This window comes from Nocardioides sp. CPCC 205120 (assembly GCF_048654585.1).
Lineage (GTDB): Bacteria > Actinomycetota > Actinomycetes > Propionibacteriales > Nocardioidaceae > Nocardioides.
Genome location: NZ_JBMCYY010000002.1, coordinates 117780 through 144052 on the forward strand (window position 1 = coordinate 117780; position 26273 = coordinate 144052).

Genomic DNA, 26273 nt, shown 5'->3' on the forward strand with positions numbered 1-26273 from the left:
GCGGTGCCCGCCGCCGCCACCTCCGTCCCCACGCCGGGCCGGGCCCGTCTCGGGGTCTCGGCGATGTTCTTCACCAACGGGGTGCTCTACAGCGCCCTGCTGCCGCGCTACCCGGAGATCAAGGCCGCCCTCGGCCTGTCGAACACCGAGTTCGGCATCGTCGTCGTCGCCTTCCCGGCCGGCGCGATCCTGGCCGCGGCGAGCGCGGCTCCCGCCGTACGACGGCTCGGGGTCCCGCTCGTCACCGCCGCCGGCTCCGCGCTGCTGGCCGTCGCGATGGCCGTGGCGGGCTGGGCCCCGTCGGTGCTCGTGCTCGTCGCCGCGCTGCTGGTCGGCGGCGTCGTCGACGCCGTGGTCGACGCGGCGCAGAACGTGCACGGCGTCGCCGTCGAGCGGTGGCGGGGCCGCTCGATCATCAACTCCCTGCACGCGGTCTGGAGCCTGGGCGCCGCGACCGGCGGGCTCGTCGGGGCGGGGGCGGCTGCGGCCAGCGTGCCGATCGCGGCGCAGATGGCGGTCAACGGCGTCGTGTGGTCGATCGTCGCAGTGGTGGCCGCGCGCCTGGCGGTCATCCCGGCCGCGGTGGCCGCGGGCGAGGACGGGAGCGGCGGGCAAGCGGGTTCCCCGGGTCGCGGTGAGGGTGCCGCCGACGCCGACGCCGCCGGTGGCCCGGCCCGGGACGCGCGACGCGGTCGCCGTCGGGCGTGGCGGCTGCTGGCGCCCGTGGTGCTGCTGGCGGTCTGCGGCACGCTCGTCGAGGACGTCGCGTCGAACTGGAGCGTGCTCTACCTCGGGACCGAGGCGGGCGCCCCGGCCCGCGTCGCGACCCTGACGCTGACGGTGGTGCTCACCGGCCAGCTCGTCGGGCGGCTGCTCGGCGACCGGATGACCGACCGCTGGGGCCGCGACGCCGTGGCCCGGTCCGGCGGACTGCTCATCGCGGCCGGGATGGCCGTGGCGGTCGCGGCGCCGCCGTACCCGTTCGTGCTCGCCGGCTTCGCCCTCATGGGGTTCGGCAGCGCCACCCTCGTGCCGGCGGCGTTCGCCGCTGCCGACCGCGTGCCCGGCCTGCCCGCCGGCACCGGCATCGCCGTGCTCGGCTGGCTCATGCGGCTCGGCTTCCTCGTGACGTCACCGGTGGTCGGCGCGTTCTCCGACGCCACGAGCCTCCGGCTGGCCCTGCTCTTCCCGCTGGCCGCCGGCCTGCTCGCCGCCGCGCTGGCGCACCGCTCGGCACGGAGCGGTGGCCGCGCTCGACGCGGTTGAGGCGGGTGCGCCCGCGGTCCGATGGTCGAGGTGGCCGCGCTCGACCCGGTGGTTGAGGTGGCCGCGCTCGACGCGGTGGTTGAGGTGGCCGCGCCAGCGGCCCTCGAAACCACACCCGGCTGACCCGGCGGACGGGCGCGCCAACCCGCCTGACCAGCGGAAACTCAACCTGTGGAGGACCGCCGGTAGCGGCCGAGAATGTCGGTGGCCGGTGGTGTGATGGATCCATGACCGAGACAGCGCTGCACCCCATCGCCGGGGTCGCCGCGCGTCTGCACGGGGATCTCGACGACGGTTTCGACCTCGGTCTGCTGACGCTCGGCCCGACCGAGACGGGCGCCGCGCTCGTGGAGCTGGAGCGGGCGGCGAACCGTCTCGCGGCTCTGCAGTCGAGGCTGCTGGCCCACGCCACCGAGGTGCGGGTCGAGGACGAGACCGGCGCCGCGTCGACCGCGGTGTGGTTCGCGAACGCCACGCAGGTGACGCGCGCCGAGGCCCACCGCCGCGTCCGCGTCGCGGTCGCCACCCACGAGCGGTACGACGCCCTCGCCGCCGCTTGTTCCTCCGGCGCCGTGTCACCCGGCCAGGCCGAGGTGATCGTGCGAGCGCTCGACGACCTCGGCCACGGCATCGACGCCGGCGTCCGTGACGACGCCGAACGCGCCCTGGTCGGGTTCGCCGCCGACCACGACGCGAAGGACCTGCGGGTGCTGGGTCGTCGGATCCTCGACATCGTCGCGCCCGCGATCGGCGAGGCGCGTGAGGCGGAGCTGCTGGCGAAGGAGGAGCGCGAGGCGGCTGCGCGGATCCGGTTGACGATGCGGGAGGACGGCAACGGGTGCGTGCACGGGCGGTTCACGGTGCCGGAGATGCACGGGGCGATGTTCGCCAAGATGGTCGACGCCATCGCCTCGCCGCGTCGTGACCACCTGCGCGACGAGGCCGCTGACGACGCCGCCGGCCCTCGCCCGCTGTGGGAGCGGCGCGGTCAGGCGTTCGTCGAGCTGATCGAGCGGATGCGTGACGCCGACCTCCCCGATGCGGCCGGTGCAGGCGCGACGGTGGTGGTGACGATGCAGCTCGACACCCTCACCGGCGGCCTGGCCGCGGCGTCGCTGGACACCGGTCACCGCATCTCGCCCGGTGAGGCCCGGCGTCTCGCCTGCGGCGCCGATCTCGTGCCAGCCGTGCTCGGCACCAAGAGCGAGGTCCTCGACCTCGGACGCGCCGCGCGGTTCCACAACAAGCCGCAACGCATCGCCTTGGCCCTGCGCGACGGGGGCTGCACCACTGAGGGGTGCGACGCCCCGCCGCACCGGTGCGAGGCCCACCACGACGATGCGTGGTCACGCGGCGGGAGAACCTCGGTCGAGCGGGGGCGCTTGTTGTGCTGGCGCCACCACCGCGTCGCGCACGACCCGACCTATCTGACCGAGAGGCTCGGCACCGGCAAGCTCAGGTTCACCCGGCGGAACTGAGCAGCGCAGCCCAACAGCTCCCGTGGTTTCGAGGGCCGCTGGCGCGGCCACCTCAACCACCGGACCCGCGCGGCCACCTCAACCACCGGACCCGCGCGGCCACCACGACCACCGGACCCGCGCGGCCACCACGACCACCGGACCCGCGCGCCCACCACGACCACCCGACTGCACCCGCCTACCGCGATCACGCCGGTGGTTGAGGTGCTCGCGCCAGCGAGCCTCGAAACCACGGCCGCTTGACCCGAAACCCCGCTCCGCGCGCCCCGACGTGTGCAGGATGGGCGGGCCCGGACCACCGCTGCGCGGATCGGCCGCGGGCCCACGACGACCGAGGGGGACGGACATGCGACGACACGTGATCCTGTTGGCGGTCGCCGCGCTGATGCTCTCGGGGTGCGGGGGAGAGGGGGAGGACCAGACGGCGAGCGACCTCGTGGGGGGCACGCCGTACACGACGGACCCCTCGGCCGACGCGACCCCGTCCGCCGCGCCGACCCCGGCAGCACCGGCGACAACCTCGCCGTCCTCGCCGCCCTCTCCGACGTCGTTCACCGGCTTGCCCGACCACCTGTTCGAGAACAGGGCGACGCCGCTGGTCCGCACGGACTTCTCGGACGACGCCGCGTGGAACCGGGTCGTGGCGGCGGTGACGGCCGAGGTGGACCTGGGTTCCGGCACGGGGGAGTCCTGGCCGCTGGTCCCCAACGTGTGGGCGGTGGACGACCGCTCGTACGAGGGCGTCACCGCGGAGCTCGTGCTCGCGACGGCACCCGAGGGGCAGTACCGCTATGCCCTGCTCGCGGACGCTCGGAGCATGCAGGAGGTCGACGCCGACGGGGGACCGAGCGTCGTCTACGTCGACCTGACGACGTCACCGGTGGAGGCCGAGGAGTGGAACCTCCTGCGGCAGTTCCGCTGCGGCGCGAACATGGTGGCGGAGGTCGAGGCGAACCTGTCGATCGCGAACATGGCGTTCGACGACTACGCCGACGTCGAGGGTGCCGACGGCGTCTTCCGCGGGTTCCCGGGCTGAGCCCGAGACCTCTGCTGCGCGCTTGCGTCCGGAGCGGGACGGCTCAGCCGGCGGACCCGCCGAGCCAACGCTTGAGCACGCCCAGGTTGGCCAGGGGGATCCAGTGCCCCAGCAGGGGGTGGTCGACGGCCACGCCGAAGACGCCGGCCTGCTCGAACGCCGCGACGTAGTCGATCGCGGCCGGCAGCGGTACGCCGTACACCGGCACGTCGGTCGCGGCGTCGGCGAGGCCGAGGGCGCGGGCGGCGTCCCTCGCCCGGGCGGCGCTGCTGTAGAGGCAGACCACCGGGCCCTGGTCGAACGCCACGCCGTAGGGGCGGGGCTGCTCGGCCGAGCCCCGTGCGATGAAGAACCACTGCGGCAACCGGGTCACGTGCTGCCACAGCGCGATCTGAGCGGTCGTGTCCCCGGCGGGGGCCGTGCGCACCGCCGCGTCGAGGCGGTCCAGCTCGGCGAGCAGCCGGGCGTCGTCGTCGGTCATCTGGGTCCCTCCGCGTGCAGCAGCAGGGTGACGAAGTGCTCCCGCAGCGCAAGGTTCCGCAGGTCGCGGGTCACCTCGGTCTCGATCACCTCGAGGAAGTCCTCGTCCGCCATCTCCAACCCCCCCGGCCTGCGTGCGTGTCGTGCGGGTCCCCGCACCGGCGGCGGTCCCGCCATCGGCATTGTGTCGGATCGCCGGGGGACCGGCGCCCCCACCCGGCGTAGCGTGGAGAGCGACCGGCGGACGGCGAGCAGCGCGGCCCGCAGGACGACGGAGGGACCCTGGCATGAAGGCCGTGGTGTTCGACCAGTACAAGACGACTCCGAGCCTGAAGGAGGTCGACCGACCGAAGCCGGGCCCGGGGGAGGTGCTCCTCAAGGTCGCGGGCGCGGGTGCGTGCCACTCCGACGTCGCCGTCTACCGCGAGTTCGACGAGTCGTTCGGGCCGGCGCAGCTCAAGCCGTCGTTCACCCTGGGTCACGAGAACTCCGGCTGGGCCGAGGAGCTCGGCGAGGGCGTCGCGGGCATCGAGGTCGGTGAGGCGTTCCTGGTCTACGGCCCGATGGGCTGCGGCCGCTGCCGGGCCTGCTCGCGCGGTCAGGACACCTACTGCGAGAACGCCGCGACCATGCCGCACCTCGCGACGGGCCTGGGCCGCGACGGCGGCATGGCGGAGTACCTGACGGTCCCGGTGCGCAACCTGGTGCCGCTCGGCGACGCCGACCCGGTGGCGGCCGCGCCGCTCTCGGACGCCGGACTGACGCCGTACCACGCCATCAAGAAGTCCCTGCCGACCCTGGCCGGCGGTGGCAAGACCGCGCTGGTGATCGGGCTCGGGGGACTGGGCCAGATCGCCGTGCAGATCCTCAAGGCGCTGACCGGCGCCACGGTGATCGCGACGGACACCAAGCCCGAGGCCATGCGCCGCGCCGAGGCCAGCGGTGCCGTGACCGTCGCTGGCGGCGACGACCAGGCCGCGCAGATCCGAGAGATCACCGGCGGCAAGGGGGTCGACGCGGTGTTCGACCTCGTCGGCGCCGGCCCCACGATCGAGCTGGCCCTGGCGACCGTCGCCCAGCGCGGGCGCGTCACGGTCGTCGGCATCGCCAACGGCACGGCGGAGTGGAACTTCTACAAGGTGCCCTACGAGGTCGAGCTCACCAGCACCTACTGGGGCACGGTCGAGGAGCTGCACGAGGTCGTCGACATGTACCGCGCCGGCCAGATCACGCCCGAGGTCCAGGTCTACGCGCTGGACGACGCGCTCGAGGCCTACCGCGCCCTCGAGGCCGGCGAGCTCTCGGGTCGCGCCGTCGTCGCGCCGCACGGTCGGGGTACGGCGAGCAGCTGACGGCACGCGTCGTGGTCGGGACGTCGTCGAGGGCGTCCCGGCCCGCTCGAAGCGGAGGGCCCACCGTGCGCTAGTTGACATAATGCACGTTATCGGCGCACAGGGCTACGTGGTGTGCACACGCGGGAAACGCCGTCCAGGCCGTGCAGCTGAGAGTTGCCGGCCGACCACGACCAGACCGCCGCGACGACCAGGCGAGTTAGCAGAGGTCCCATGACGGGGAGAACCCAAGTCATGGACGAGATCGTGCGTGCCCGCGCCCGTGCAGCAGACGCTGTGCCCGGCTGGTGGGCTGACGTCGGACGGATGGCCCTCTACGCATCCGGCAGCATCACCCTGTGGACGGGGATCCTCTGGGTCGGCACGCTGGGAATGCTCCATCACCGCGCCTCGCCCATCGACCCGGAGACGATCCAACCGGGGATCTTCGCGGCCGCCCCGGTCCTGGCGTGGCCCTTCCTCCAGCTGAGCACCGAACGCCGGGACCGCGGCTTCAGAGCCGCGGGATTGCCGGGATTGATGGTGTGCACGATCTCGGCGGGAGCGGTCATCCACCTACTGGGCATGCTGCTGTGGCCGATGATCATGGGAGACAGGGCCGCCCCGGGCACCGTCGCAGCGGAGTTGCACCGGAACCCGACAGCGATGCTCCTGACCCTGGCCTTCCTGCTGGCCGGCATGTCGTGGTTCACCACGATCGCCCAGGCCATGATCTTCTGGCCGCTCTCTGCGGGATTGATCGCGCTCGTGCCCTTCCTGGCCGGGATCTTCGTCATCCCGTTCGCAGGGCTGGCGGTCTTCCAAGGCGTCGCTGCCACCGGCACCCTGGCCCTCTGGGGCCTGCTGGCACTCAGCGGGATGGTCGCTGTCTGGGTGGTCTCGCACCGGGTGACGCGACAGCGGCAGGCCGGGGCGATCCGGTAGCGCACGGTTCCATCTCGACGGGGCGCTGACGGTGGCCACGTCGGTGCTGATGCCACGGCTGATGTCACGCATCGAACACCGACCAGCACAGCTCGTTGCGACGACGCTGGTCCTCGAGCACGAGGTCCCGGATCTCCCCCGGCAGCTGGTCGCGCTGCCAGCGGCACTCGCGCCGGCCCGCCTCGACGGCGTCGTCCCCGGCCGCCTCGGCCGCGGCGCGCACGGCCTTGATGGCGTAGGCGGCGGCACCGAGGTCGTGCTCGGCGACGTGGGCCACGACGCCGGCCTGACCGGCGGCGTACGCCGCGTGCCGGGCCGCACCCCGCAGGTCCCGGGCCGCTCCCATGGCGTGACCGCCCGCGGCGCGCGACTGCATCATCGCCAGCTCGCCGCGGGTCCAGGCGCGTACCGCCTCGATGGCCTCCCGCGGCCGCGGGTCGTCCGGTCGGACCGCCGAGAAGAGGTCGAGCACGTGCTCCGCGCAGGTGGCCGCCCACGACGCGATCAACCGGTGGTCGGCGTCGGTGAGCGTGCCACCCCGGCGGACGGTCACGAGGCGGGGGTCCCGCACCTTCGACAGGATCACCGGCGCCACTCCCCCCGGCCGAGCCGCGCGAGCGACCCGGCCCGGTCGGCCGGGTGCGGTGCTCCGCGGTCCCCGCTCGGCGCCACCTCAGTCATCCGCCACCAGGCGCGACACGACCGTCCGTGACTCGCCGCCACCACCGGCCCCACCGAGGTCGGCCTCGGTCCACGCCTCCCCGTGGGTGACGAGGTCGACCTGGTCGAGCGTGCCCGACCACGCGACCGCCCCGTCGGCACGCCGCAGGGTGAGCACGGCGGTGGGCGGCCCCACGGCGACGATGGTCCCGTGCGGACCCACCCCCAGCTCGCGTCCGCCGAGCTCGCCACGGACCACGTCGAGCGCCACGCGCAGGAGGTCGACGCGCACGCCGTCGGCGAGCAGGTTGTGCACGGGCCAGCACCACGGCGGCTCGACGACGGCACGCCGCGCTGCGTCGCTCGCGGACGGCGCCGCGTCGTCGAACACATCCGTCGCCGCCAGGCTCCAGGTCGGTGGTTCGTCCTGCACGAGCACGACGACGACGTACGTGGAGGTGGCGCCCGACGGTTCGCCCGGGGCGGTCCGGACCGCCAGGGCGCACGTGGCCGCGGCCCGGTCGAGGTCACCGCCGAGGAAGTCCGCCGGGCCAACCGTCCGTTCCAGCAGGCGCCCCGGCGGGCCGGTGCGGACCCACCGCTCCTCGAACCCGCCCTCGATCAGCAGCGCCAGCTCGTCGGCGGGGTCGTCGGCCCCGAGGTCGAGGTGGTCCCAGTCGTCGGTCATGCGCTCCCCTGCCGCCGGCGGGAGCCCCGGGCCCCGCTCCCCCACGTCGGGCCCAGTTCACCAGACCGCGCGGTGCGCCGAGGTCAGAACTCGCGGTCCGACACCCCGGACTCGGTCACCGGCGTCGCCGAGACTGGCCGGCCGTTGAGGTCGGTGGCCGTGGTCGAGGGCGTCCACACCATCGCGGAGGGGGTGCTGACCGTGGAGAGCCCGGACCCGCTGGTCTGGGCACCGAGCACCAGGACGACCTGGGTGACGCTCACCCCGCCGACGGTCACCGTCGACGCGGTCATCGTGGCGTTGAACTGGACCGTCCGCAGCGACCGGATGTAGCTCTGCCGCAGGTTGATCGAGCCCAGCGCCACGGCCGAGCCGTTGCGGAGCACGTCGATCGTGTCGCCCGTGCTGCCGGTGCCGATCAGGTTGCCGTCCCGCAGGCGGACGCTCACGGCGAGCGCCTGACCGCTCCACCCGGTGGTGATCGAGGCCGGCCGGACCAGTCCGCCGTAGGTGAGCGTGATCCGGTCGCCGTGGTCCATGCGGCCGGCGGTCTGGCCGCCCTGGGTCGTCTGGACGTCGGCGGCGCGCACGGGGCTGTTGTCCACGCGGCGGCTCGCGACGACCGCCGACGTGGTGGTGCGGCCCGTGGTGTCGGTGAGGACCGCCCGCAGGTCGTACAGGCCGTTCGCGACGAGCGTCGTGTCCCAGGTGCAGGCGTACGGCGAGGTCGTGTCGGTGCACAGGTCGGTCCAGGTCGTCGAGCCGCTGGTGGCTCGCTGGACCCGGACCGAGGCGATGGCGCTCGGCGAGTACGCCGTCGCGGCGACCTGCACCGTGCCGCTGAGGAACGCCCCGGGGTCGGTGACGGCGACCGAGGCCACGCGGTTGTCGACCGTGCGGTTGGTGACGAGCGTCGAGGTGGTGGCGTTGCCGGCCTCGTCCGTGGCGACGGCCCGGAACGAGTACGAGCCGTCGGCGAGGGCGGTGGTGTCGAGACGACAGGTCGTCGGCTCCTCGGTGCTCACGCAGGCCTCGCGCCACGTCGTGGTGCCGGTGGCGGCGTACTGGAACACCACCGTGTCCACGCCAGAGTGGGCGTCACCGGCGCTGGCGGCGAGGGTGACCGTGCCGCGCAGCGGCGTGCCCGGGTCGGAGAGGACGACCGTCGGCGCCACGTTGTCGACCAGGACGTCCTCGACGAGCTCGGAGACGTGGGTGACCGAACCGGCGACCGCGACCGCCCGCAGGTCGTACTCCTGGTTGACGAGCGACGCGGTCGCCCAGCTGCACCCGTACGGCGCGGTGGTGTCGGTGCAGACGGTGCGCCACTGGGTGGTCCCGGCCGGGGCGTAGTCGATGCGCACGGCGGTGACGAGCTTGCTGGTGTCGGTGAGGGTCGCGGTCAGCGGGACCGTGCCCCGGACGGCGTCCGCCGGACGGTCGAGCACGACCTTGGTCGCGAGGCTGGCCGACACGGTCCAGCTCGAGCCCGGGTTGGCGGTGCTCGCCGTGAAGGCGGCGCCGGCGGTCCCCGACCAGGCGGTGGCCCCGAGGAGGAGCGCGGCGACCGCCAGCAGCGCGGAGCCGGCGCGCCGTGCGCTGGTGCCCGATCGCTCGGCCCGGTGGGTGGGCTCCGTTCCCTGGCCGGGTGCGTGGGCGCCGACCGCGGCCAGCGCTGCGGGCTGCTCGCCCGTCTCCCCCGCGCTCTCCCCGTCGCAAGGCCCACCGGCCCCCCCGGGGCCAGGGCCCCCGGGTCCCTCGGTGCGGCGACGCGAGGCCACGACGAACGCCGCGACCGTGAGGGCGAGCCAGCCGGCGAGGAGCAGGAGCTGGGCCGGCTGACCGCTGGCGGCCCACACGTAGGGCCGCCCGACGAACGGCACGAGCAGCACGGCCCTGCTGCGGAGGTCGTCCCTCGTGACAGGGGTGGCGTCGTTGCCGGGGTTCGCGTCGCCCCGGGTCGTCCAGGTGCCGTCGCCGCGGTCGTCCACGACGCGGTGCACGAGGAGCTGCTCGTGGTCGGGGCGCGCCGGGTTGCGGAAGATGAGGATGCGGCCGACCGGCACCTCCTCCGCGTCGGAGAAGGGCTGCGCGACGACGACGTCGCCGGGGCTGATCGTCGGTTCCATCGAGCCCGTGCGGACGACGTGGCTCGACCAGCTCCACAGGAGCGGCAGGGTCGCGATCGCCACGAGGGCGAGAAGGAAGGCGCGGTAAGCCCGCGCCGTGACGACGACGACCAGACCCGCCCACTCCCGCAGGGCGGTGGGGGCGGGCTGGGCCGGCGGTCCGCCGACCGTCCGGTCGCCCCGCCCGTCCGTCGGTGCGTCCGCCGGCCCACCCGCCGCGGAGCCGGAGCGTCCCGACCCGGGGTCGGTCGTCACGACCCGTGCGCCGGGGACGGCGGACGGGACGGGGACGACGGCGTCGACCACGGGCGGGACCTCCTCTCCGCGCACGGGCGGATCACGGACGGGGCGTCACGGGTGCGACGCCGGGGGTGGCGGGGACCCGCCGGGCGTGCGATCAGTCGGTCTGGAGCTCCCACTGGATGTCGATGCCGGTGCGGGCGCCCTGAAGCTGGTCGACCTGGGCCTGCGAGAGACCGGTCGTGTCGAAGGTCCACGTGATGGCGTAGGTGCGCGAGGTGGTGCCCGGGCCCACGGTCCACCCGCCGACGCCCTCGGCGTACTCGTCGATCTGCGACAGCGACCTCAGGCTCGTGCCGGCCGCCACGACGGTCTGCTCCTCGACGTAGCCGCTGCAGCTGCCGAACCCGCCGCCGTCCCCGGCGGTCATGCCGATCTTGATGTAGTTCTCGAGGCCCTGGGCGGAGCTGACCGCGTTGAGGGTGTAACCCTTCACGACGCCGGGGACGTCGGTGGTCGCGGTGACCTTGATGCACTTCGTCTCGGTGTCGCCCGGGGTCATGCTGGCGGCCTGGAAGCGGGCGGTGCCGGCGTCGTCGTCGGTGAGGCTCACCGCGCCGGTCGACCAGGAGTTGCCCGAGTTGCGGGTGGTGCCGCTGAACGCGGCGTGGGAGGACTGCCAGACCAGGGCGCCGGCCAGGACGACGGCGACGGGGGTGGCGGCAGCGGCGGCGATCTTCTTCGACTTGCTGGACGGGGTGCGCATGGCAGGGCCTTTCCGTGAGGGGTGTGATCCCCTCTCCCGTCGGCCGCGCAGCAGGGCTACCGAGGACAACCGCAGGAAGAACTGCTGCGAGCCCCGGAAATGGCCGACCGGTCGCCGGACCGGCTCGAAGGACCCAGGTGGTCTAGTCCGAAAGGACTACCTCGTGGTTGACCGACCCGTCGGCCGACCCGCTGACGACCCGCTGACCGACCCGCTGACCGACCCGCTGACCGACCCGCTGACCGACCCGCTGACCGACCGGCTCAGTGGAAGAGGAAGTGCACCCCGGCCAGCACCAGCCAGAACCGGATCGAGCGGCCGACGAGCACGGAAACCAGGAACACCTCGCGGCGCATCCGGAGCGCGCCGGCCACGGCGGCCATCACGAGCAGGGGTGGCACGCCGCCGAGGGCGGAGACGAACATGATGGCGGCGGCGTACCACGGCCGACCCTCCATGCGCTCGGTCCAGCGCTGGTAGACGCGCTGCACCTTGGGGCCGGACAGCTTCTTCTGTGCCCACTCGGTCTGGACACCACGGCGGGCGACCTCGTACCAGACCAGCTTGCCGAGCGTCTGGCCTGCGCCGGCCGCGATCGACAGCAGCACGAGGCCGCCGCTGCCCAGGGCGCCGACGCCGGCGAGGTAGGCCTCCGCGTTGACGACCGGGAGCAACGCGGACGCCACCCCCACACCGAGGGTGGTCAGGAGGAGGATCACCCGGTCGGTCCCCCGCTGGGTACGGCGGGCGCGGCCCGGGGCGCGGCGGGCACGGGCAGGCCGAGGTCGAGCACCCACTTGAGCGACACGCACTTCAGGACGAGCAGGCCCACGGCGATGATCAGCCCCAGCCACCACCAGCCCGTGACGAGCAGGATGATCGCGAAGAGCCCGGAGTTCGCCGCCTTGCCCAGCCGCGACCAGTTCCACAGGTAGATGCGGCGGTCGACGACGTGGAAGTAGTTGGGACTGCGCAGCGGCCACGCGAGGAACGCCATCGACAGGAACATGTCGATGACCATGAACTCGAAGAGGTACACGGCCACCGGGAACGCCATCTCGGGCTGGAGCCACACGAGGCCCAGGTAGAACGCGGCGCAGCTCATGCGGTCGCACAGCATGTCCACCACGGCGCCGATGCGGGTCTCGCAGTCGAACCAGCGCGCCCACTCGCCGTCCAGGGAGTCGCCCACCCAGTACACGACGAGACCGATCACGAGCAGCGTCAGGCTCTGCTCGTAGGCGCCCCAGAGGCTGAGCACGAGGGTCGCGACCGTGCGCACGAAGGTGATGACCGTCGCGCCCGTCATCAACCGCTCGGTCGAGGGGTCGGCGTAGATCCGGTCCGGGCTGCCCGCCATGCGCGCAACCTATCGCGCCGGGGGTGCCCGGTGACGAGCCGACTCGCGGTGCCGTGACTCGGCCGGCCCGCCGCGGGGTACCGGCGCCCGGGGTCGTCGGCCCCGCCGTCACGTCTCGCCGTGGGGCTCGTTGTATCTCGGGGGTGGATGAGGCGTGGACCCGGACCGCGCCCGATCGGAGGAGGCCCCGATGGTGACCACGGATCCCGACGTCCTCGCGGACCGCTACGCACTGCTCGAGCTCATCGGCAGCGGCGGGATGGCGGACGTGCACCGGGCGCGGGACCGCGTGCTCGAGCGCGACGTCGCCGTGAAGGTCCTGCGCGATCCCGGTACGCCCGGCGCCCACCACGACCGCTTCGCCGGGGAGGCCCGCACCCTGGCCGCCCTCAGCCACCCCGGTCTCGTCACCGTTCTCGACGCGGGCACCGACGGGGGCCGCCCCTTCCTCGTGATGCAGCTCGTGCGCGGCAGCACGCTGCGCGAGCACTGCGCCGCCGGCGCGCTCCCGCCGGCCCGGGTCGCGCACGTCGGCGCCCAGGTCGCGGAGGCCCTCGCCTACGTGCACGCCGCCGGCGTCGTGCACCGCGACGTGAAGCCCGGCAACGTCCTCGTCGGCGCCGACGACCGCGCCTGGCTCGCCGACTTCGGCATCGCGCGCCTCATGGGTGAGCAGGCGCAGCTGACGCGGGCGGGCGCCGTGATCGGCTCCCCGGCATACCTGTCGCCCGAGCAGGTCCGCGGCGAGCAGGGCGTGACCGCCGCCACCGACCTCTACTCGCTCGGGCTCGTGCTGCTGGAGGCCCTCACGGGGCGCCAGGTCTACTCGGGTCCGCCCACCGAGGCGGCCCTGGCCCGCCTCGCGCGCTCCCCCGCAGTCCCCACGCAGCTCGGCGGTGCGTGGGCGCGCCTGCTGAGCGAGCTCACGGCCTCGGACCCGGACCGACGTCCCGACGCCGCCCGGGTCGCCGCCCTGCTGCGTGGGCTCGCCGCCGCGCCGGGCGGTCGCAGGGTCGCGGTCTCGACGGTGGCCCCCGTCCCGAGCGCGGCCGACTCCTCCACCAGCACGCAGGCGTGGCAGCCCGGCTTCGGTACGGCGGGACCCGTCGCCGACCTGACCGCGCCGGCCCCGACGCCGGCCCCGACGCCGACGCCAACGCCGACGCCGGCTCACGCGGAGGCCACCGCGGCCCCCGCGGAGGCGGGCCACGGGCTCGCCGAGCCGGCGGGGACCGACGAGGTGCTCGCGAGGCCGACGGTTCCCGGCGACCGGGGCACCGCGGGGGCCCAGGAGACCCAGGAGGCGTCACCGCTGCCCCGCCGACGGGCGAGACGTCGCTGGGGCGTCGCAGCGGCGTCGGCCGCCGTCGTCGCGGCCGGATTCGTCGCCCTGCTGCCGACGGAGGAAGCCGTGCCTGCGGACGCGGAGCTGCCCGCGGAGGTCCCCGCGGAGCTGCGGGACCCGCTCGAGGACCTGCACGACGCGATCGACGGGACGGGCCGGTGACCGCGCGCCGCGGCCCCACCCGGCTCATCCCCGCCCGGGGCGTGCGACGGGCAGCCGGGGCGGTGCTGGTCGCCGTGCTCACCGTGGGGCCGCTGCAGGCCTGCGGCTCCGACAGCACGGCCGGCGAGGCGGTGCCCGAGCTGCGCACCTCCCTCGCGGCCATCGACGCCGCCGTGGCGGCCGGGGAGATCGAGCGCGCCGACGGCCTGCTGGCCACGCTGCTCGACCAGGTCACGCAGGCGCACGGCGACGGGGACCTCACGGACGCGCAGGCCGCCGAGGTGCTGACGGCCGCGCAGGCGCTGCGCTCGGCGCTCCCCGACCCGGCCGTGACCGACCCCGCGGTCGCCGACCCGGTCGCCACCGCCCCCGCGACGGCCGAGCCGCCGGCGTCACCCGCCCCGGCCGCGCAGCCCACGCCCACCCCCACGCCCTCCCCCACACCGGTCGCCCCGGCGACCGCCAGTCCCGCCCCTGCCCCGTCGGCGCCCTCGGGCAACGGGCGCGGCAACGGGTCCAGCGGCTCCGGCGGCTCGGGCAACAGCGGCGGCAACGGCAACAGCGGCGGGAACGGCGGCGGGAACGGCGGCGGCAACGGCGGCGGCAACGGCAACGGCGGTGGCAACAACGGGAACGGGAACGGCCGCAACGGCTGATCCGCCCCCTCCTGACGGACCCCTGCCGACGTCCGCGACGGTGGCTACCGGGCGCTGTCGTCGCCCAGGTCCCGCACGGCGCGGGTGCCCGGCGACCAGCGGCGCAGCCGGGCGCCGACGACGTCGTACCCCGGTCCCAAAACCGCGACCACCGCGCCCACCTGCGGCGGTTCGAGACGCCCGGAGACCGTGACGTGCGGCAGCCAGCGTCCCGGTGCCGACCACGGCGGACCACCCGGTCCCAGCGCCGCGTGGGCCGCGGCGTGCAGCGCGAGCAGCTCCGCGGTGGGTACGACGGAACGCGCCACGACGACCCCGCGCCGGGCGCCCAGCACCACGGGCGCGCCGAGGTGCACCGCGACCGGCAGCAGCGCCACCAGGGTCTCGATCGCCTCGTCGGCGCAGGGATCGACCGCGTCGCGCTCGGCCACCGTCACGTGGGGCGCGTGGGTCGCGTCGCGGCGGTCCCCGGCGCTCGGGAGACCAGCGTCGACCAGCGCCGTCCACTCCGCGCGGACAACGGCCTCCCCCGCGTCGTCGAGCAGGAGGTCGAGCGAGTCGCGCACGCCGCCACGCTACCGACGCTGCCCCCGGCGGGCGCTGGGTACCGGTGCGCATGGCACCCAGCGACCACGTCAGCGGCGATCGCCCCGGTCTCGCCCTCGTCACCGGAGCGTCCAGCGGCATCGGCCGGGCGCTGGCGGAGCAGCTCGTCGACCGGGGGTACGACGTGGTGGTCACCGGCCGCAGCGACGCCGTCCACGCCGCGGCCGACGCCCTCCGCGCACGTCGACCCGACCGCGAGGTCCACCCCGTCCGGGCCGACCTGGCGCACCCGGAGGGCGTGGAGCTCCTCTGGGGTGAGGTCACGGGTCGGGGCGAGGACCTCGCGGTGGCCGCCCTCAACGCCGGGGTCGGCGTGGGCGGCACGTTCGCGGGCAGCGACCTGGCCCGTCACCTGGAGCTCGTCGACCTCAACGTCCGCTCGACCGTGCACCTGGCGGGACTGGCGGTCGACCACATGGCGGCCCGCCGCAGCGGGCGCATCCTCGTCACCGCCTCCGTCGCGGCGGTCGCGCCGAGCCCCTACCAGGCGACGTACGCGGCGTCGAAGGCGTTCGTGCACTCGTTCGCGGAGGGGATCGCCCAGGAGCTGCGGGGATCGGGCGTCACCGTGACCTCGCTCATGCCGGGCCCCACCGACACCCGCTTCTTCGACCGCGCCGGTCTCGCGGACGCCCCGATCGCCCGCGGTCGCAAGGACGACCCGGGCGACGTCGCCCGCGACGCGGTCGACGCGCTGCTCGCGGGCAAGCGCCACGTCCGCGCCGGCTCCCTGCGCACGGCGGTGCTGGCCGAGGTGCTGACCCACCTCCCCGACGCGATCGGCTCCCGGGCGATGGGCCTGCAGTCGCGCCCCCGGCGGCGCTGAGCCCGGCTGACCTCTCCGGGGACGTCGGCGGGCATCCGCGGGCGGCTCAGTCCCCGGCCGGGTCGGGCCCGGTGAACGACACGCGGCCCTGCGGGTCGACGTACCACCCCGGGTTGTGCGCGACCTCCCAGACGACCCCGTTCGGGTCCTCGACGATCGCGTGGAAGACGCCGCCGAAGTCACCTTCCTGCGGCTCGACGAGGACCGTCCCGCCGCCGGCCACCATGGCGGCCACCACCTCGGGCACCTCCGCCCGCTCCCCCACGTTGTGGGCCAGCGTGACGCCCGACACCGCGGAGCGGTCGCGGTCGGTCCCCAGGTCCTGGTTGAAGCGGGACGCCTCGAAGAACCCCAGCACGGTGCCCGGTGCCACCTGGAAGAAGACGATCTCGTCCGCCACGTCCAGCAGCGGCTCCCAGCCGAGGCCGCCGGTGTAGAACCGGCGGGCGGCGTCGAGGTCGCGGGTGGCGAAGGTGATGAAGTGGACGTCCTGGCCGACGGTCATGGCCGCCATGGTCGTCCGTCGCCGACGGCCCCCGCAAGGACCCGACTGCGATGATGACGGTGACGTCGTGGCGGGAACCATCCGCGCCCCGGCGTCGTTGCACCCACCAGGACCGGCGCCCGCCGGAACCACCCCCGACAGAGGACAGGAATGAACGGGCCGACATCCGACCCCAGCGAACCCTGTAGACCCAGCTCGTCCCGGCAACGAGACGCCTGCCACCCCGCGCCCGGGGAGGTGAGCCGCCGGTGACGATCATCCTCTCCCTGCTCCTCGGCGTGCTCGTCGTCCTCGCGATCACCGCGGCGACCGGCTACTTCGTCGCCCAGGAGTTCGCGTACATGGCGGTCGACCGCTCCCGCCTCCGTGCCCGCGCCGAGGCCGGCGACGCCGCCGCCGTGCGCACGTTGAAGGTGACGAGCCGCACCTCCTTCATGCTCTCGGGCGCCCAGCTCGGCATCACCGTCACCGGCCTGCTGGTCGGCTACGTGGCCGAGCCGCTGATCGGCGCGGCGTTCGGCGACCTGCTCGGCCTCGGCGGCGTGCCCACCGCGGTCGGCGTGACCATCGGCACCCTGCTCGCGCTGCTGTTCGCGACGTTCGTGCAGATGCTGTTCGGCGAGCTGTTCCCCAAGAACCTGGCGATCGCGCGCCCCGAGCCCGTGGCCCGGTGGCTCTCGCGCTCGACGCTGGCCTACCTGGCGGCGACGGGCTGGCTGATCTGGTTCTTCGACCAGTCGTCCAACCTGCTGCTGCGGGCGCTGAAGATCGAGCCCGTGCACGACGTGGAGAGCTCGGCCACCGCTCGCGACCTCGAGCACATCGTGGCCGAGTCCCGGGCCTCCGGCGAGCTCACCGACGAGATGTCGGTGCTGCTGGACCGGGTGCTCGACTTCCCCCACCACGACGTGGAGCACGCCATGGTGCCCCGCAGCCGGGTCGACTCCGTCGACGCGGACGCGACGCTCGGCGAGGTCCGGGCGCTGATGCACACGGGCCACTCGCGCTACCCCGTCCTGGGTGAGGACGACGAGATCCTCGGCGTGGTGCACCTCGTCGACCTGCTCGACCTCGGCGCCGGTGACGACGACACCTGGACCCAGCCGGTGACCACCGCGTTGCGCCCCGCCGTCGTCCTGCCCGAGCTCATGCCGATGCCCGACGCGCTGCGGGCGATCGCCGAGGCCAAGGACCAGCTGGCCTGCGTCGTCGACGAGTACGGCGGTCTCGCCGGCATCGTCACGATCGAGGACCTGGTCGAGGAGATCGTCGGCGAGATCCGCGACGAGCACGACGAGCCGGCCGAGCCCGAGTTCCGCGTCGACGCCGAGCGCGGCGGCTGGGAGCTGCGGGGCGACCTGCCCGTCGACGAGGTCGAGCGGATCGTCGGTCGCGACCTGCCCTCCGGCGACTTCGAGACCATCGCCGGTCTCGTCATCGCCGAGTACGGCGCGCTCCCCGCGGCCGGCACGACGGTCGTCGTACGCCTGCCCGACGACCCGGGCGACCTGGCCGTGACCGACGAGCCGGGGGTGTGGCACCTCGAGGTCGAGGTGCTGGAGGTGGAGCAGTACGTGCCGGCCCTCGTGGGCCTGCGCCTGCTCCCCCCGCCGGACGAGGACGGCGCCGCGGACGACACGAACGGGTCCGAGCACGACGCACGCGCCGAGCGCACCGGTGAGGTGGACGCATGATGGAGAACCCCGTGGTCGTCGTGGTGGCGACCGTCCTGATCATCGCGCTCAGCGCGTTCTTCGTCGCGATCGAGTTCGCGCTCATCGGCGCGAAGAAGCACCGGCTGGAGGACGCCGCGGCCACGAGCCGGGCGGGCCGCGCGGCCCTGCGCAGCGCCTCCGAGCTGTCGGTCCTGCTCGCCGGCTCCCAGCTCGGCATCACGCTGTGCGTGCTCGCGCTCGGTGCGATCACCAAGCCGGCCGTGCACCACTGGCTCACCCCGCTCTTCGAGTCGTGGGGCGCCGCACTGTGGCTGGCCGACGTCGCCGGGTTCGTGCTTGCCCTCGTCGTGGTCACCTTCGTGCACCTCGTGGTGGGCGAGATGGCGCCGAAGTCCTGGGCGATCGCCCACCCGGAGCGCTCCGCGACGCTGCTGGCCATCCCCATGCGCGGCTTCATGTGGCTGACCCGCCCGGTCCTGCGCCTGCTCAACAGCGCGGCGAACTGGTGCCTGCACCGGGTGGGCGTCGACGCGGTGGACGAGCTGGCCTCGGGGCAGGACCCCGAGGCGCTGCGCCAGCTGGTGCAGCACTCGGCGAACGTCGGTGCGCTCGACGCCAGCTACTCCGCCCAGCTCGAGGGGGCGCTCGACCTGGGCCGCCTCCAGGTGCGCGACCTCGTGCGCCCGCGGCGCCCGGTGGCGGTGCCGACGGACGCGACGGTCGGTGCGGTGCAGGACGCCAGCCGGAGCACCGGGCACCTGCGCATCCTGGTGGGCAGCCCGGAGGTCCCGACAGGCCTCGTGCACGTGCGCGACACCCTCACCGAGGACCGCGACGGCCCCGTCGGCCCACTGGTGCGGCCGCTGCACGAGCTGGCTCCCGACACCACGGTGCTGGCGGCGCTGGCCGAGATGCGCGCGGAGAGCGCGCAGCTCGCCGTGGTGCGCGACCGCGACGGCCTCGTCGGCGTCGTCTCGTTCGCCGACATGCTGCGGGGCCTCTTCCCCGAGCAGGTCGCGAGCTGAGCACGGGCCGCCCGGGGTGCTCACCCCGGGCGGCTCCCCCGCGGCCCGGAGGGGCCGGGTCAGGCGTCGCGCACGCCGGAGCGGTCGGTGATGGGCGGCTGGGTCGACCAGGGGAAGTTGATCCACAGGTCGGTGTGCTTCCAGACGAAGTCGCCCTTGACCGCCGAGCGCGGCTTCTCGTAGATCACCGCGGTGCGAGCCTCCGCGACGTGGTCGCGGCAGAAGTCGTAGACCATCTCGAGCGTCCTGCCGGAGTCCGCCACGTCGTCGACGATCAGCACCCGCGCGTCGTCCAGCTCGGAGGCGTCGAGGTACGGCGGGAGCATCGTCGGCACCGCGAGGGTGGTGCCCACGCCGGTGTAGAACTCGACGTTCATCGTGAAGAGGTTCTTGCAGTCCAGGGCGTAGGCGATGGAGCCGGCCGGGATGAGGCCGCCCCTCGCGATGCCGAGCACGACGTCGGGGACGAACCCCGCGTCCGCCACCTGCTGCGCGAGCTCGCGCACCGCCTCGCCGTACGTCTCCCACGTCAGGGTCTCCCGCTCGCTCACCCGCCGCATCGTACGGGTCCGCGCCGGACGGGAGACGATGCTCACGTGGTCACCATGCGGGACCCGTGAGTCGCTGGGGTCACAGCGTCCTACCGTCTCATGGTCGCGGCTACCCGCCGCTCACGGTCGACGCGGTCACGAGCCGCAGAACAGGAACACCGATGTCCGAGAACATTCCCCTCGTCGAGAAGCCGAAGTCGCGGCTGCCGATCGTCGCCGCCGTCGTGGTGGCCCTCCTCGTCGTGGCCGCCGTGCTGGTCTTCGTCCTCACCCGCGGTGACGACGAGGTCGGCGCCGACGGCCAGCCCCTGACCGAGGTGAGCATCGGCGTCGCCGACGCCAGCGAGGAGTACTGGGACACCTTCGCCTCCGAGCTGGAGGACGAGGGCATCAAGCTCGACATCCAGAACTTCACGGACTACCTGCAGCCGAACCCGTCGCTCTCCGAGGGCGCGATCGACGTCAACCAGTTCCAGCACCTGCTGTACCTGGCCGGCTACAACGTGGCCAACGACGACGACCTGACGCCGATCGGCTCGACCGCGATCTACCCGCTGGGCCTCTACTCGAACGAGTACGACTCGCCCGAGGACATCCCGGACGGCGAGACCGTCGTGGTCCCCGACGACGACACCAACCAGGCTCGTGCCCTGCTGATGCTGCAGGAGGCCGGTCTCGTGGAGCTGGCCGACGGCGGCTCGGCGTACTCGACCGTCGACGACGTCGAGGACTCCTCGCGCGTCGAGGTCCGCGCCATCCAGGCCGACCTGACCGGCGCCTCGCTGCCCGACGTGGCCGCGGCCGTCATCAACAACGACTTCGTCGAGAACACGGGCCTGACCTTCGAGGACGCCATCGCGCAGGACGACCCGGCGGACGCCTCGGCCCAGGCCTACGTCAACATCTTCGTGGTGCGCGCCGAGGACGCCGACGACGCGACCTACCGCAAGGTCGTCGAGGTCTACCAGAGCAGCGAGGCCGTCCAGCAGGGCGTGCTCGACGCCTCCGGCGGCACGGCCGAGCTGGTCGAGATCCCCGCCGAGGAGCTGCAGGCGACGCTGGCGGACCTCGAGGAGCAGACCCGCGAGGCGAACGCAGGCTGATGTCCGTCGTCCAGCTCACCGACGTCGTCAAGGAGTTCCCCGGCCGCGGCCGCCGCGCCCCCGCGCTGCGCGCCGTGGACGGGGTCTCCCTGAGCGTCGAGGCCGGGGAGATCCACGCGATCGTGGGCTACTCCGGAGCCGGGAAGTCGACCCTCGTGCGCCTCGTCAACGCGCTGGAGGAGGCGACCTCCGGCAGCGTCGTGGTCAACGGGACCGAGCTCGTCGGACTGCCCGAGAAGCAGCTGCGGGAGGTGCGCCGCGACATCGGCATGATCTTCCAGCAGTTCAACCTCTTCGGGTCCCGCACGGTCTACGGCAACCTCGCCTACCCGCTGACCGTGGCCGGGGTGCCGAGGGACCAGCACCAGCGGCGCATCTCCGAGCTGCTGCACTTCGTCGGTCTCGCCGACAAGGCCCACGCCTACCCCGACCAGCTCTCGGGCGGGCAGAAGCAGCGCGTCGGGATCGCCCGCGCCCTCGCGACCGAGCCGAAGGTGCTGCTCGCCGACGAGGCGACGAGCGCCCTCGACCCCGAGACCACCCGGGACGTGCTCGACCTGCTGCGCCGCGTCAACCGCGACCTGGGGGTGACGATCCTGCTCATCACCCACGAGATGGAGGTCGTGCGCCAGCTCGCGCACACCGTCTCGGTGATGGAGGAGGGCCGGGTGGTCGAGCGCGGCGTCGTCGCCGACGTCTTCGCGGACCCCAGCCACCCCGTCACCCGCCGGTTCGTGGGCACGGTCGTCGACGACCGGCCCGACGACGCGCTCCTCGCGGTGCTGCGCGAGCGGCACCACGGGCGCTTCGTGCGCCTCGCGTTCCGCGACGCCGACGTGCGCCAGACCCAGGTGTACGACGCGCTCGCCCGCCACGGCGTCGGCTTCGAGCTCGTGTACGGCGGCATCGAGGCCGTCGGCGACCGCACCTTCGCCAACCTGACCCTCGCCCTCGAGGGCGGGCCCGACGCCGTCCAGGCGGCCATCGACGAGGTCGCCGGCCTCGTGCGTCTCGAGGAGGTCGAGTGATGGGCCCCGTCACGAGCCAGGCCGTCACGAGCCAGGCGGTGGACACCCGCCTGCCGGAGCTGTGGCCGCAGGTGTGGGAGGCCCTCGGGCAGACCCTCACGATGGTGTCGATCACCCTGGTGCTGGGCGGTGCGCTCGGGCTGCTGCTCGGGCTGGCCCTGCACCTGACGAAGCGCGGCGGGCTCTACGCGAACGCGCCCACCCACGTCCTGCTCAACACGCTGGTCAACTTCTTCCGGCCCATCCCGTTCGTCATCTTCATCGCGGCGGTGCAGCCGGCCGCCCGCCTCGTGGTGGGCATCGGCATCGGCACGCGGGCGGTCGTCTTCGCGCTGACGCTCGCGGCGATGTTCATGATCGCGCGCATCGTCGAGCAGAACCTGGTGAGCGTGAGCCCCGGCGTCATCGAGGCGGCCCGCGCCATGGGGGCGAGCCGCCTGCGCGTCACCTGCACCGTCCTGGTGCCGGAGGCGCTCGGCCCGCTCGTGCTCGGCTTCACCTTCGCGTTCGTCGCGATCGTCGACGCCTCCGCGATCGCCGGTGTCATCGCCGGCGGAGGACTGGGCACGTTCGCGCAGCAGTACGGCTACCGCCAGTTCGACTGGGTGGTCACCTGGACCGCGGTGCTCCTGCTCGTCGCGATCGTGCAGCTGGCCCAGCTCGCCGGCAACCTGCTGGCCCGCAAGGTCCTGCGCACCTGAGTCGCCGGGCGGCGCCCGTCACGGCTCGAGCATGACCTTGACGGCGCGCCGCTCGTCCATCGCCCGGTAGGCCTCGGGGGCCTCCTCGAGCGGCAGGGTCAGGTCGAAGACCCGGCCCGGCTCCATGGTCCCGGCCAGCACCCGCTCGAGCAGGTCGGGCAGGTAGCGCCGCACCGGCGCCATCCCGCCGGCCAGGCCCACGTTCGTGGCGAACATCCGGTTCACGGGCAGCTCGACGCCGTGCGGCACGCCGACGAAGCCGACGGTGGAGCCGGGACGGGCGATCGCGAAGGCGGTGCGCACCGCGTCTCCGGTGCCCACGCACTCCAGGACGGCGTCGGCCCCCACTCCCCCGGTGAGCTCGCGCAGCGCGGCGGTCGCCTCCTTGCCGCGCTCGGCGACGACGTCCGTGGCCCCGAACTCCCGGGCGAGACGCTGGCGCGGCTCGTGCCGCGACAGCGCGACGACCCTCTCGGCCCCCATGGCGCTGGCGGCGAGCACGCCGCACAGGCCGACGGCGCCGTCGCCCACGACCGCGACCGTGGACCCCGGACGCAAGCCGGCGCTCACCGCGGCGTGCCAGCCGGTCGCCATGACGTCGGTCAGGGTGAGCAGCGAGGGCAGCAGCGCCGGGTCTGGGGCGCCGCCGGGCACGGCGACGAGCGAGCCGTCCGCCTGGGTCACCCGCGCGTACTCGGCCTGGCCCGACACCGTCATGCCGAGGTTCGTGCAGGCGGAGTGCACGCCCGCCCGGCAGTGCGGGCAGGTGCCGTCGCTGTGGCAGAAGGGCACGACCACGAAGTCGCCGACGCGCACCTGGCGCACCTCGTCGCCGACGGCGACGACCTCGCCCACGGCCTCGTGGCCGATCGTGCGCCAGCCCTCGGTGGCCTCGTCGCGGTAGGGCCAGAGGTCGGAGCCGCACACGCAGCCCGCCCGCACCTTCACGATCGCGTCGGTGGGCAGCTCGAGGGTGGGGTCCGGGACGTCCTCGACGCGGATGTCGCGGGGGCCGTGGAGGGTGGTGGCGCGCATGGGCCCATCCTGCCGCAGCGGCCCGCACGGCGGCCTGCCCCGGGCCCTCGGCACGCCGTACGGACCGTGCGTTGTCCTATCTCATATCTGAGATACCGTGGTCGGCATGACTGGTGACGACCAGGCCGACTACAAGGCACGTATCGGCCGACTGATCCGCGACGCCCGCAACCACCGGGGCCTCACGCAGACCCAGCTCGCAGAGGTGCTCGGCACCTCGCAGAGCGCGGTGAACCGCATCGAGAAGGGACACCAGAACCTGTCCCTCGAGACGCTGGCCCGCATCGGCACGGCGCTCGACTCCGAGATCGTGGCCATCGGCTCCGGGCCCACGCACCTGCGCGTGACCGGGCCGACGACCCTCTCGGGCAGCATCGACGTCAAGACCTCCAAGAACGCCGGCGTCGCGCTGCTGTGCGCCTCGCTGCTCAACCGCGGCCGCACCGTGCTGCGCAAGGTGGCGCGCATCGAGGAGGTCAACCGCCTCCTCGAGGTGCTGCAGAGCCTCGGCGTGCGCACCCGCTGGCTCAACGCCGACAACGATCTCGAGATCATCCCGCCCGAGCACCTCGACCTGTCGAACATCGACGCGGCGGCCGCGCGTCGTACCCGCTCGATCATCATGTTCCTCGGCCCGCTGCTCCACCGCCTCGAGACCTTCGACCTGCCCTACGCCGGCGGCTGCAACCTTGGCGAGCGCACCGTCGAGCCCCACATGTCCGCGCTGCGCCACTTCGGCCTCGAGGTCAAGGCCACCGAGGGCCACTACCACGCGCAGGTCGCGCACGGCACCGAGCCGGTGAAGCCGATCGTGCTCACCGAGCGCGGCGACACCGTCACCGAGAACGCGCTCATGGCGGCCGCCCTCAACGAGGGCACGACGATCATCCGCAACGCCTCGTCGAACTACATGGTCCAGGACCTGTGCTTCTACCTGCGCAAGCTCGGCGTCGACGTCCAGGGGATCGGTACGACGACCCTCACCGTCACGGGCCGCGCCCACATCGACGTCGACGTCGACTACGCGCCGAGCGAGGACCCGATCGAGGCCATGTCGCTGCTCGCCGCGGCGATCGTGACCGGCTCGGAGATCACCATCCGCCGGGTGCCGATCGAGTTCATGGAGGTCGAGCTCGCGACGCTGGAGGGCATGGGCCTGCGCTACGAGCGCTCCGCGGAGTACGTGGCGCTCAACGGCGAGACCCGCCTGGTCGACATCACGACGTACCGCTCCGAGCTGCACGCGCCGCTCGACAAGATCCACCCGATGCCGTTCCCCGGCCTCAACATCGACAACCTGCCGTTCTTCGCCGTCATCGCGGCGGTCGCCAACGGCCAGACGATGCTGCACGACTGGGTCTACGAGAACCGGGCGATCTACCTGACCGAGCTGACGAAGCTCGGTGGCAACGTGAAGCTGATGGACCCCCACCGCGTGCTGGTGGAGGGCCCGACGCACTTCTCGGGTGCGGAGATCGTCTGCCCGCCGGCGCTGCGCCCGGCGGTCGTGATCCTCCTCGCGATGCTGGCGTCGAAGGGCACCTCGGTGCTGCGCTCGACGTACGTCATCCACCGCGGCTACGAGGACCTCGCCGAGCGGCTGAACCAGCTCGGCGCGAACATCGTCCCGTTCCGCGACATCTGAGCCGCACCCCTCCCCAGCCCTGCCGGCGACCGCCCTCCGAGGCGGTCGCCGGCGGGCTAGGGTGACGCCCGTGACCGCGACGACGACCCCGGTGACGGGGTTCGCCTACCTCGACGGCGACGAGGCCCACCCGGGCGCCCCCCTCGCCTTCGCGCACCGCGGCGGCGCCGCCCACCCGGCGGTCGTGGGCCACGAGAACACCCTCGAGGCGTTCGAGCACGCGGCCGACCTCGGCTACGTGCACCTCGAGACCGACGTGCAGGTCACGTCCGACGGCGTGCTGGTCGCCTTTCACGACGCCCTGCTCGAGCGGGTCACCGGTTCCACCGGCGCCGTCGGGGACCTGACGCTCGCCGAGGTCCGCCGGCTGCGGGTCGGCGAGCGGGGCACCGTGCCGACGCTCGCCGAGCTCGTCGAGCGCCTCCCGGGGGCCCGCTTCAACATCGACCTCAAGTGCGACCGCTCCCCCGACGCCCTCGCCGCGTTCATCGCCGAGGCCGACCTGTGGGACCGGGTGCTCGTCGGCTCCTTCTCGGCCGGCCGCCTGCGACGCTTCCGCCGCCTCGTCGGCCACCGCGTGCCCACCGCCGCCCACCGCGCCGAGATCCTCGCCTTCGTGCTGCTGCCCGGCCGGGTCGCCGACCGCCTCACCGGGGGCCGGGTCGCGGCGCTGCAGGTGCCGGTGGAGCGGGTCGTCCCGATCGTGACCCCGCGGCTGGTCCGACGCGCGCACGCCGCCGGCAAGCACGTCCACGTCTGGACGATCGACGACCGCGCCGAGATGGAGGCGCTGCTCGACCTGGGCGTCGACGGCCTCATGACCGACCGCACCGACGTGCTGCGCGACGTTCTCGTCGCCCGCGGCGCGTGGGGCGGGCGACACCCGCGCACGCCGTGAGCGGCGACCGCGACACGTCCGGGGACCACCCGCGGGACGAGCTGGCACCACCACGAGGAGGGGACGTGACGGTCGAGACGGACGGAACGGGCGGGACGGGCGGAACGGGCGGAACGCCCGGGAGCGGCGGAG

The 26273-nt window shown here is 73.9% G+C and carries 26 protein-coding genes; 15 read left to right on the plus strand and 11 right to left on the minus strand.

Annotated elements, in window-relative coordinates; all coding sequences use genetic code 11:
* Positions 1–3: 3 nt before the first annotated feature.
* The 3 genes from ACOACO_RS11605 (at position 4) to ACOACO_RS11615 (ending at position 3780) form a co-directional block, all read left to right on the plus strand.
* Positions 4–1266: an MFS transporter gene (locus ACOACO_RS11605; protein ID WP_420296439.1), complete on the plus strand. Its 1263-nt coding sequence runs from the start codon at positions 4–6 to the stop codon at positions 1264–1266.
* Positions 1267–1493: 227 nt separating this feature from the next.
* Positions 1494–2744: a DUF222 domain-containing protein gene (locus ACOACO_RS11610; RefSeq protein WP_420296440.1), complete on the plus strand. Its 1251-nt coding sequence runs from the start codon at positions 1494–1496 to the stop codon at positions 2742–2744.
* Between the two features lie 346 nt (positions 2745–3090).
* The gene (locus tag ACOACO_RS11615) at positions 3091–3780 is read left to right on the plus strand and encodes a DUF6924 domain-containing protein (RefSeq protein ID WP_420296441.1); all 690 of its coding nucleotides are present in this window, start codon (positions 3091–3093) and stop codon (positions 3778–3780) included.
* A gap of 43 nt (positions 3781–3823) precedes the next feature.
* Here the strand turns inward: ACOACO_RS11615 and ACOACO_RS11620 are convergent, their stop codons facing one another.
* Entirely contained in the window at positions 3824–4261 is a 438-nt protein-coding gene (locus ACOACO_RS11620; RefSeq protein ID WP_420296442.1) for a hypothetical protein, read from the minus strand.
* 286 nt (positions 4262–4547) lie between these two features.
* On the opposite strand from ACOACO_RS11620, the gene ACOACO_RS11625 reads away from it, so the two are divergent.
* Together ACOACO_RS11625 and ACOACO_RS11630 are read left to right on the plus strand one after the other, a co-directional pair.
* Positions 4548–5612, plus strand: a complete 1065-nt coding sequence (locus ACOACO_RS11625; protein WP_420296443.1) for an NAD(P)-dependent alcohol dehydrogenase — start codon at positions 4548–4550, stop codon at positions 5610–5612.
* A gap of 234 nt (positions 5613–5846) precedes the next feature.
* Positions 5847–6536, plus strand: coding sequence for a hypothetical protein (locus ACOACO_RS11630; RefSeq protein WP_420296444.1), 690 nt, complete (start codon positions 5847–5849; stop codon positions 6534–6536).
* A gap of 64 nt (positions 6537–6600) precedes the next feature.
* Here the strand turns inward: ACOACO_RS11630 and ACOACO_RS11635 are convergent, their stop codons facing one another.
* The 6 genes from ACOACO_RS11635 to ACOACO_RS11660 all read right to left on the minus strand — a co-directional run bounded on the left by ACOACO_RS11635 (position 6601) and on the right by ACOACO_RS11660 (position 12379).
* Positions 6601–7122 (minus strand): putative immunity protein, encoded by a 522-nt coding sequence (locus tag ACOACO_RS11635; RefSeq protein ID WP_420296445.1) that lies wholly within the window; start codon positions 7120–7122, stop codon positions 6601–6603.
* Positions 7123–7209: 87 nt separating this feature from the next.
* Positions 7210–7884, minus strand: a complete 675-nt coding sequence (locus tag ACOACO_RS11640; RefSeq protein ID WP_420296446.1) for a hypothetical protein — start codon at positions 7882–7884, stop codon at positions 7210–7212.
* 83 nt (positions 7885–7967) lie between these two features.
* Positions 7968–10319 (minus strand): signal peptidase I, encoded by a 2352-nt coding sequence (locus tag ACOACO_RS11645; protein ID WP_420296447.1) that lies wholly within the window; start codon positions 10317–10319, stop codon positions 7968–7970.
* A 91-nt stretch (positions 10320–10410) separates the two neighbouring features.
* Entirely contained in the window at positions 10411–11019 is a 609-nt protein-coding gene (locus ACOACO_RS11650; RefSeq protein ID WP_420296448.1) for a hypothetical protein, read from the minus strand.
* A 263-nt stretch (positions 11020–11282) separates the two neighbouring features.
* Complete coding sequence (locus tag ACOACO_RS11655) at positions 11283–11738, minus strand: VTT domain-containing protein (protein WP_420296449.1); 456 nt, start codon at positions 11736–11738, stop codon at positions 11283–11285.
* Positions 11735–12379: a CDP-alcohol phosphatidyltransferase family protein gene (locus tag ACOACO_RS11660; protein WP_420296450.1), complete on the minus strand. Its 645-nt coding sequence runs from the start codon at positions 12377–12379 to the stop codon at positions 11735–11737. Before ACOACO_RS11660 ends, ACOACO_RS11655 begins: the two co-directional genes overlap by 4 nt.
* A 190-nt stretch (positions 12380–12569) precedes the next feature.
* Between ACOACO_RS11660 and ACOACO_RS11665 the strand changes: the two genes are divergently transcribed.
* Entirely contained in the window at positions 12570–13886 is a 1317-nt protein-coding gene (locus ACOACO_RS11665; RefSeq protein ID WP_420296451.1) for a serine/threonine-protein kinase, read from the plus strand.
* A complete protein-coding gene (locus tag ACOACO_RS11670) occupies positions 13883–14542 on the plus strand; it encodes a hypothetical protein (RefSeq protein WP_420296452.1) in 660 nt (219 codons plus the stop codon). Before ACOACO_RS11665 ends, ACOACO_RS11670 begins: the two co-directional genes overlap by 4 nt.
* 44 nt (positions 14543–14586) lie before the next feature.
* Here ACOACO_RS11670 and ACOACO_RS11675 read toward each other — a convergent pair whose 3' ends face one another.
* A complete protein-coding gene (locus ACOACO_RS11675; RefSeq protein WP_420296453.1) occupies positions 14587–15108 on the minus strand; it encodes a 2'-5' RNA ligase family protein in 522 nt (173 codons plus the stop codon).
* 50 nt (positions 15109–15158) lie between these two features.
* Between ACOACO_RS11675 and ACOACO_RS11680 the strand changes: the two genes are divergently transcribed.
* Positions 15159–15974, plus strand: a complete 816-nt coding sequence (locus ACOACO_RS11680; protein ID WP_420296454.1) for an SDR family NAD(P)-dependent oxidoreductase — start codon at positions 15159–15161, stop codon at positions 15972–15974.
* A gap of 46 nt (positions 15975–16020) precedes the next feature.
* Here ACOACO_RS11680 and ACOACO_RS11685 read toward each other — a convergent pair whose 3' ends face one another.
* Positions 16021–16479 (minus strand): VOC family protein, encoded by a 459-nt coding sequence (locus ACOACO_RS11685; RefSeq protein ID WP_420296455.1) that lies wholly within the window; start codon positions 16477–16479, stop codon positions 16021–16023.
* Between the two features lie 248 nt (positions 16480–16727).
* On the opposite strand from ACOACO_RS11685, the gene ACOACO_RS11690 reads away from it, so the two are divergent.
* Together ACOACO_RS11690 and ACOACO_RS11695 are read left to right on the plus strand one after the other, a co-directional pair.
* Positions 16728–18173 carry a hemolysin family protein gene (locus tag ACOACO_RS11690; RefSeq protein ID WP_420296456.1) on the plus strand — a complete coding sequence of 482 codons (1446 nt, stop codon included), beginning with the start codon at positions 16728–16730 and terminating at the stop codon, positions 18171–18173.
* Positions 18170–19180: a CNNM domain-containing protein gene (locus ACOACO_RS11695; protein ID WP_420296457.1), complete on the plus strand. Its 1011-nt coding sequence runs from the start codon at positions 18170–18172 to the stop codon at positions 19178–19180. The genes ACOACO_RS11690 and ACOACO_RS11695 overlap by 4 nt, the downstream gene beginning before the upstream one ends.
* 59 nt (positions 19181–19239) lie before the next feature.
* Here the strand turns inward: ACOACO_RS11695 and ACOACO_RS11700 are convergent, their stop codons facing one another.
* A complete protein-coding gene (locus ACOACO_RS11700) occupies positions 19240–19740 on the minus strand; it encodes a phosphoribosyltransferase (RefSeq protein WP_420297223.1) in 501 nt (166 codons plus the stop codon).
* 152 nt (positions 19741–19892) lie between these two features.
* Here ACOACO_RS11700 and ACOACO_RS11705 point away from each other — a divergent pair, with 152 nt between their 5' ends.
* The 3 genes from ACOACO_RS11705 to ACOACO_RS11715 are packed head-to-tail and all read left to right on the plus strand — an operon-like array spanning position 19893 to position 22563.
* Entirely contained in the window at positions 19893–20834 is a 942-nt protein-coding gene (locus ACOACO_RS11705; protein ID WP_420296458.1) for a MetQ/NlpA family ABC transporter substrate-binding protein, read from the plus strand.
* Positions 20834–21862, plus strand: coding sequence for a methionine ABC transporter ATP-binding protein (locus tag ACOACO_RS11710; RefSeq protein ID WP_420296459.1), 1029 nt, complete (start codon positions 20834–20836; stop codon positions 21860–21862). Before ACOACO_RS11705 ends, ACOACO_RS11710 begins: the two co-directional genes overlap by 1 nt.
* Positions 21862–22563, plus strand: a complete 702-nt coding sequence (locus tag ACOACO_RS11715; protein WP_420297224.1) for a methionine ABC transporter permease — start codon at positions 21862–21864, stop codon at positions 22561–22563. The genes ACOACO_RS11710 and ACOACO_RS11715 overlap by 1 nt, the downstream gene beginning before the upstream one ends.
* Before the next feature lie 18 nt (positions 22564–22581).
* On the opposite strand, the gene ACOACO_RS11720 is transcribed toward ACOACO_RS11715, so the two are convergent.
* Positions 22582–23598 carry a zinc-dependent alcohol dehydrogenase family protein gene (locus ACOACO_RS11720; protein ID WP_420296460.1) on the minus strand — a complete coding sequence of 339 codons (1017 nt, stop codon included), beginning with the start codon at positions 23596–23598 and terminating at the stop codon, positions 22582–22584.
* Between the two features lie 106 nt (positions 23599–23704).
* Here ACOACO_RS11720 and ACOACO_RS11725 point away from each other — a divergent pair, with 106 nt between their 5' ends.
* Both ACOACO_RS11725 and ACOACO_RS11730 read left to right on the plus strand, forming a co-directional pair.
* Entirely contained in the window at positions 23705–25243 is a 1539-nt protein-coding gene (locus ACOACO_RS11725; RefSeq protein ID WP_420296461.1) for a helix-turn-helix domain-containing protein, read from the plus strand.
* 70 nt (positions 25244–25313) lie between these two features.
* Positions 25314–26141, plus strand: coding sequence for a glycerophosphodiester phosphodiesterase (locus ACOACO_RS11730; RefSeq protein WP_420296462.1), 828 nt, complete (start codon positions 25314–25316; stop codon positions 26139–26141).
* Positions 26142–26273: the final 132 nt, after the last annotated feature.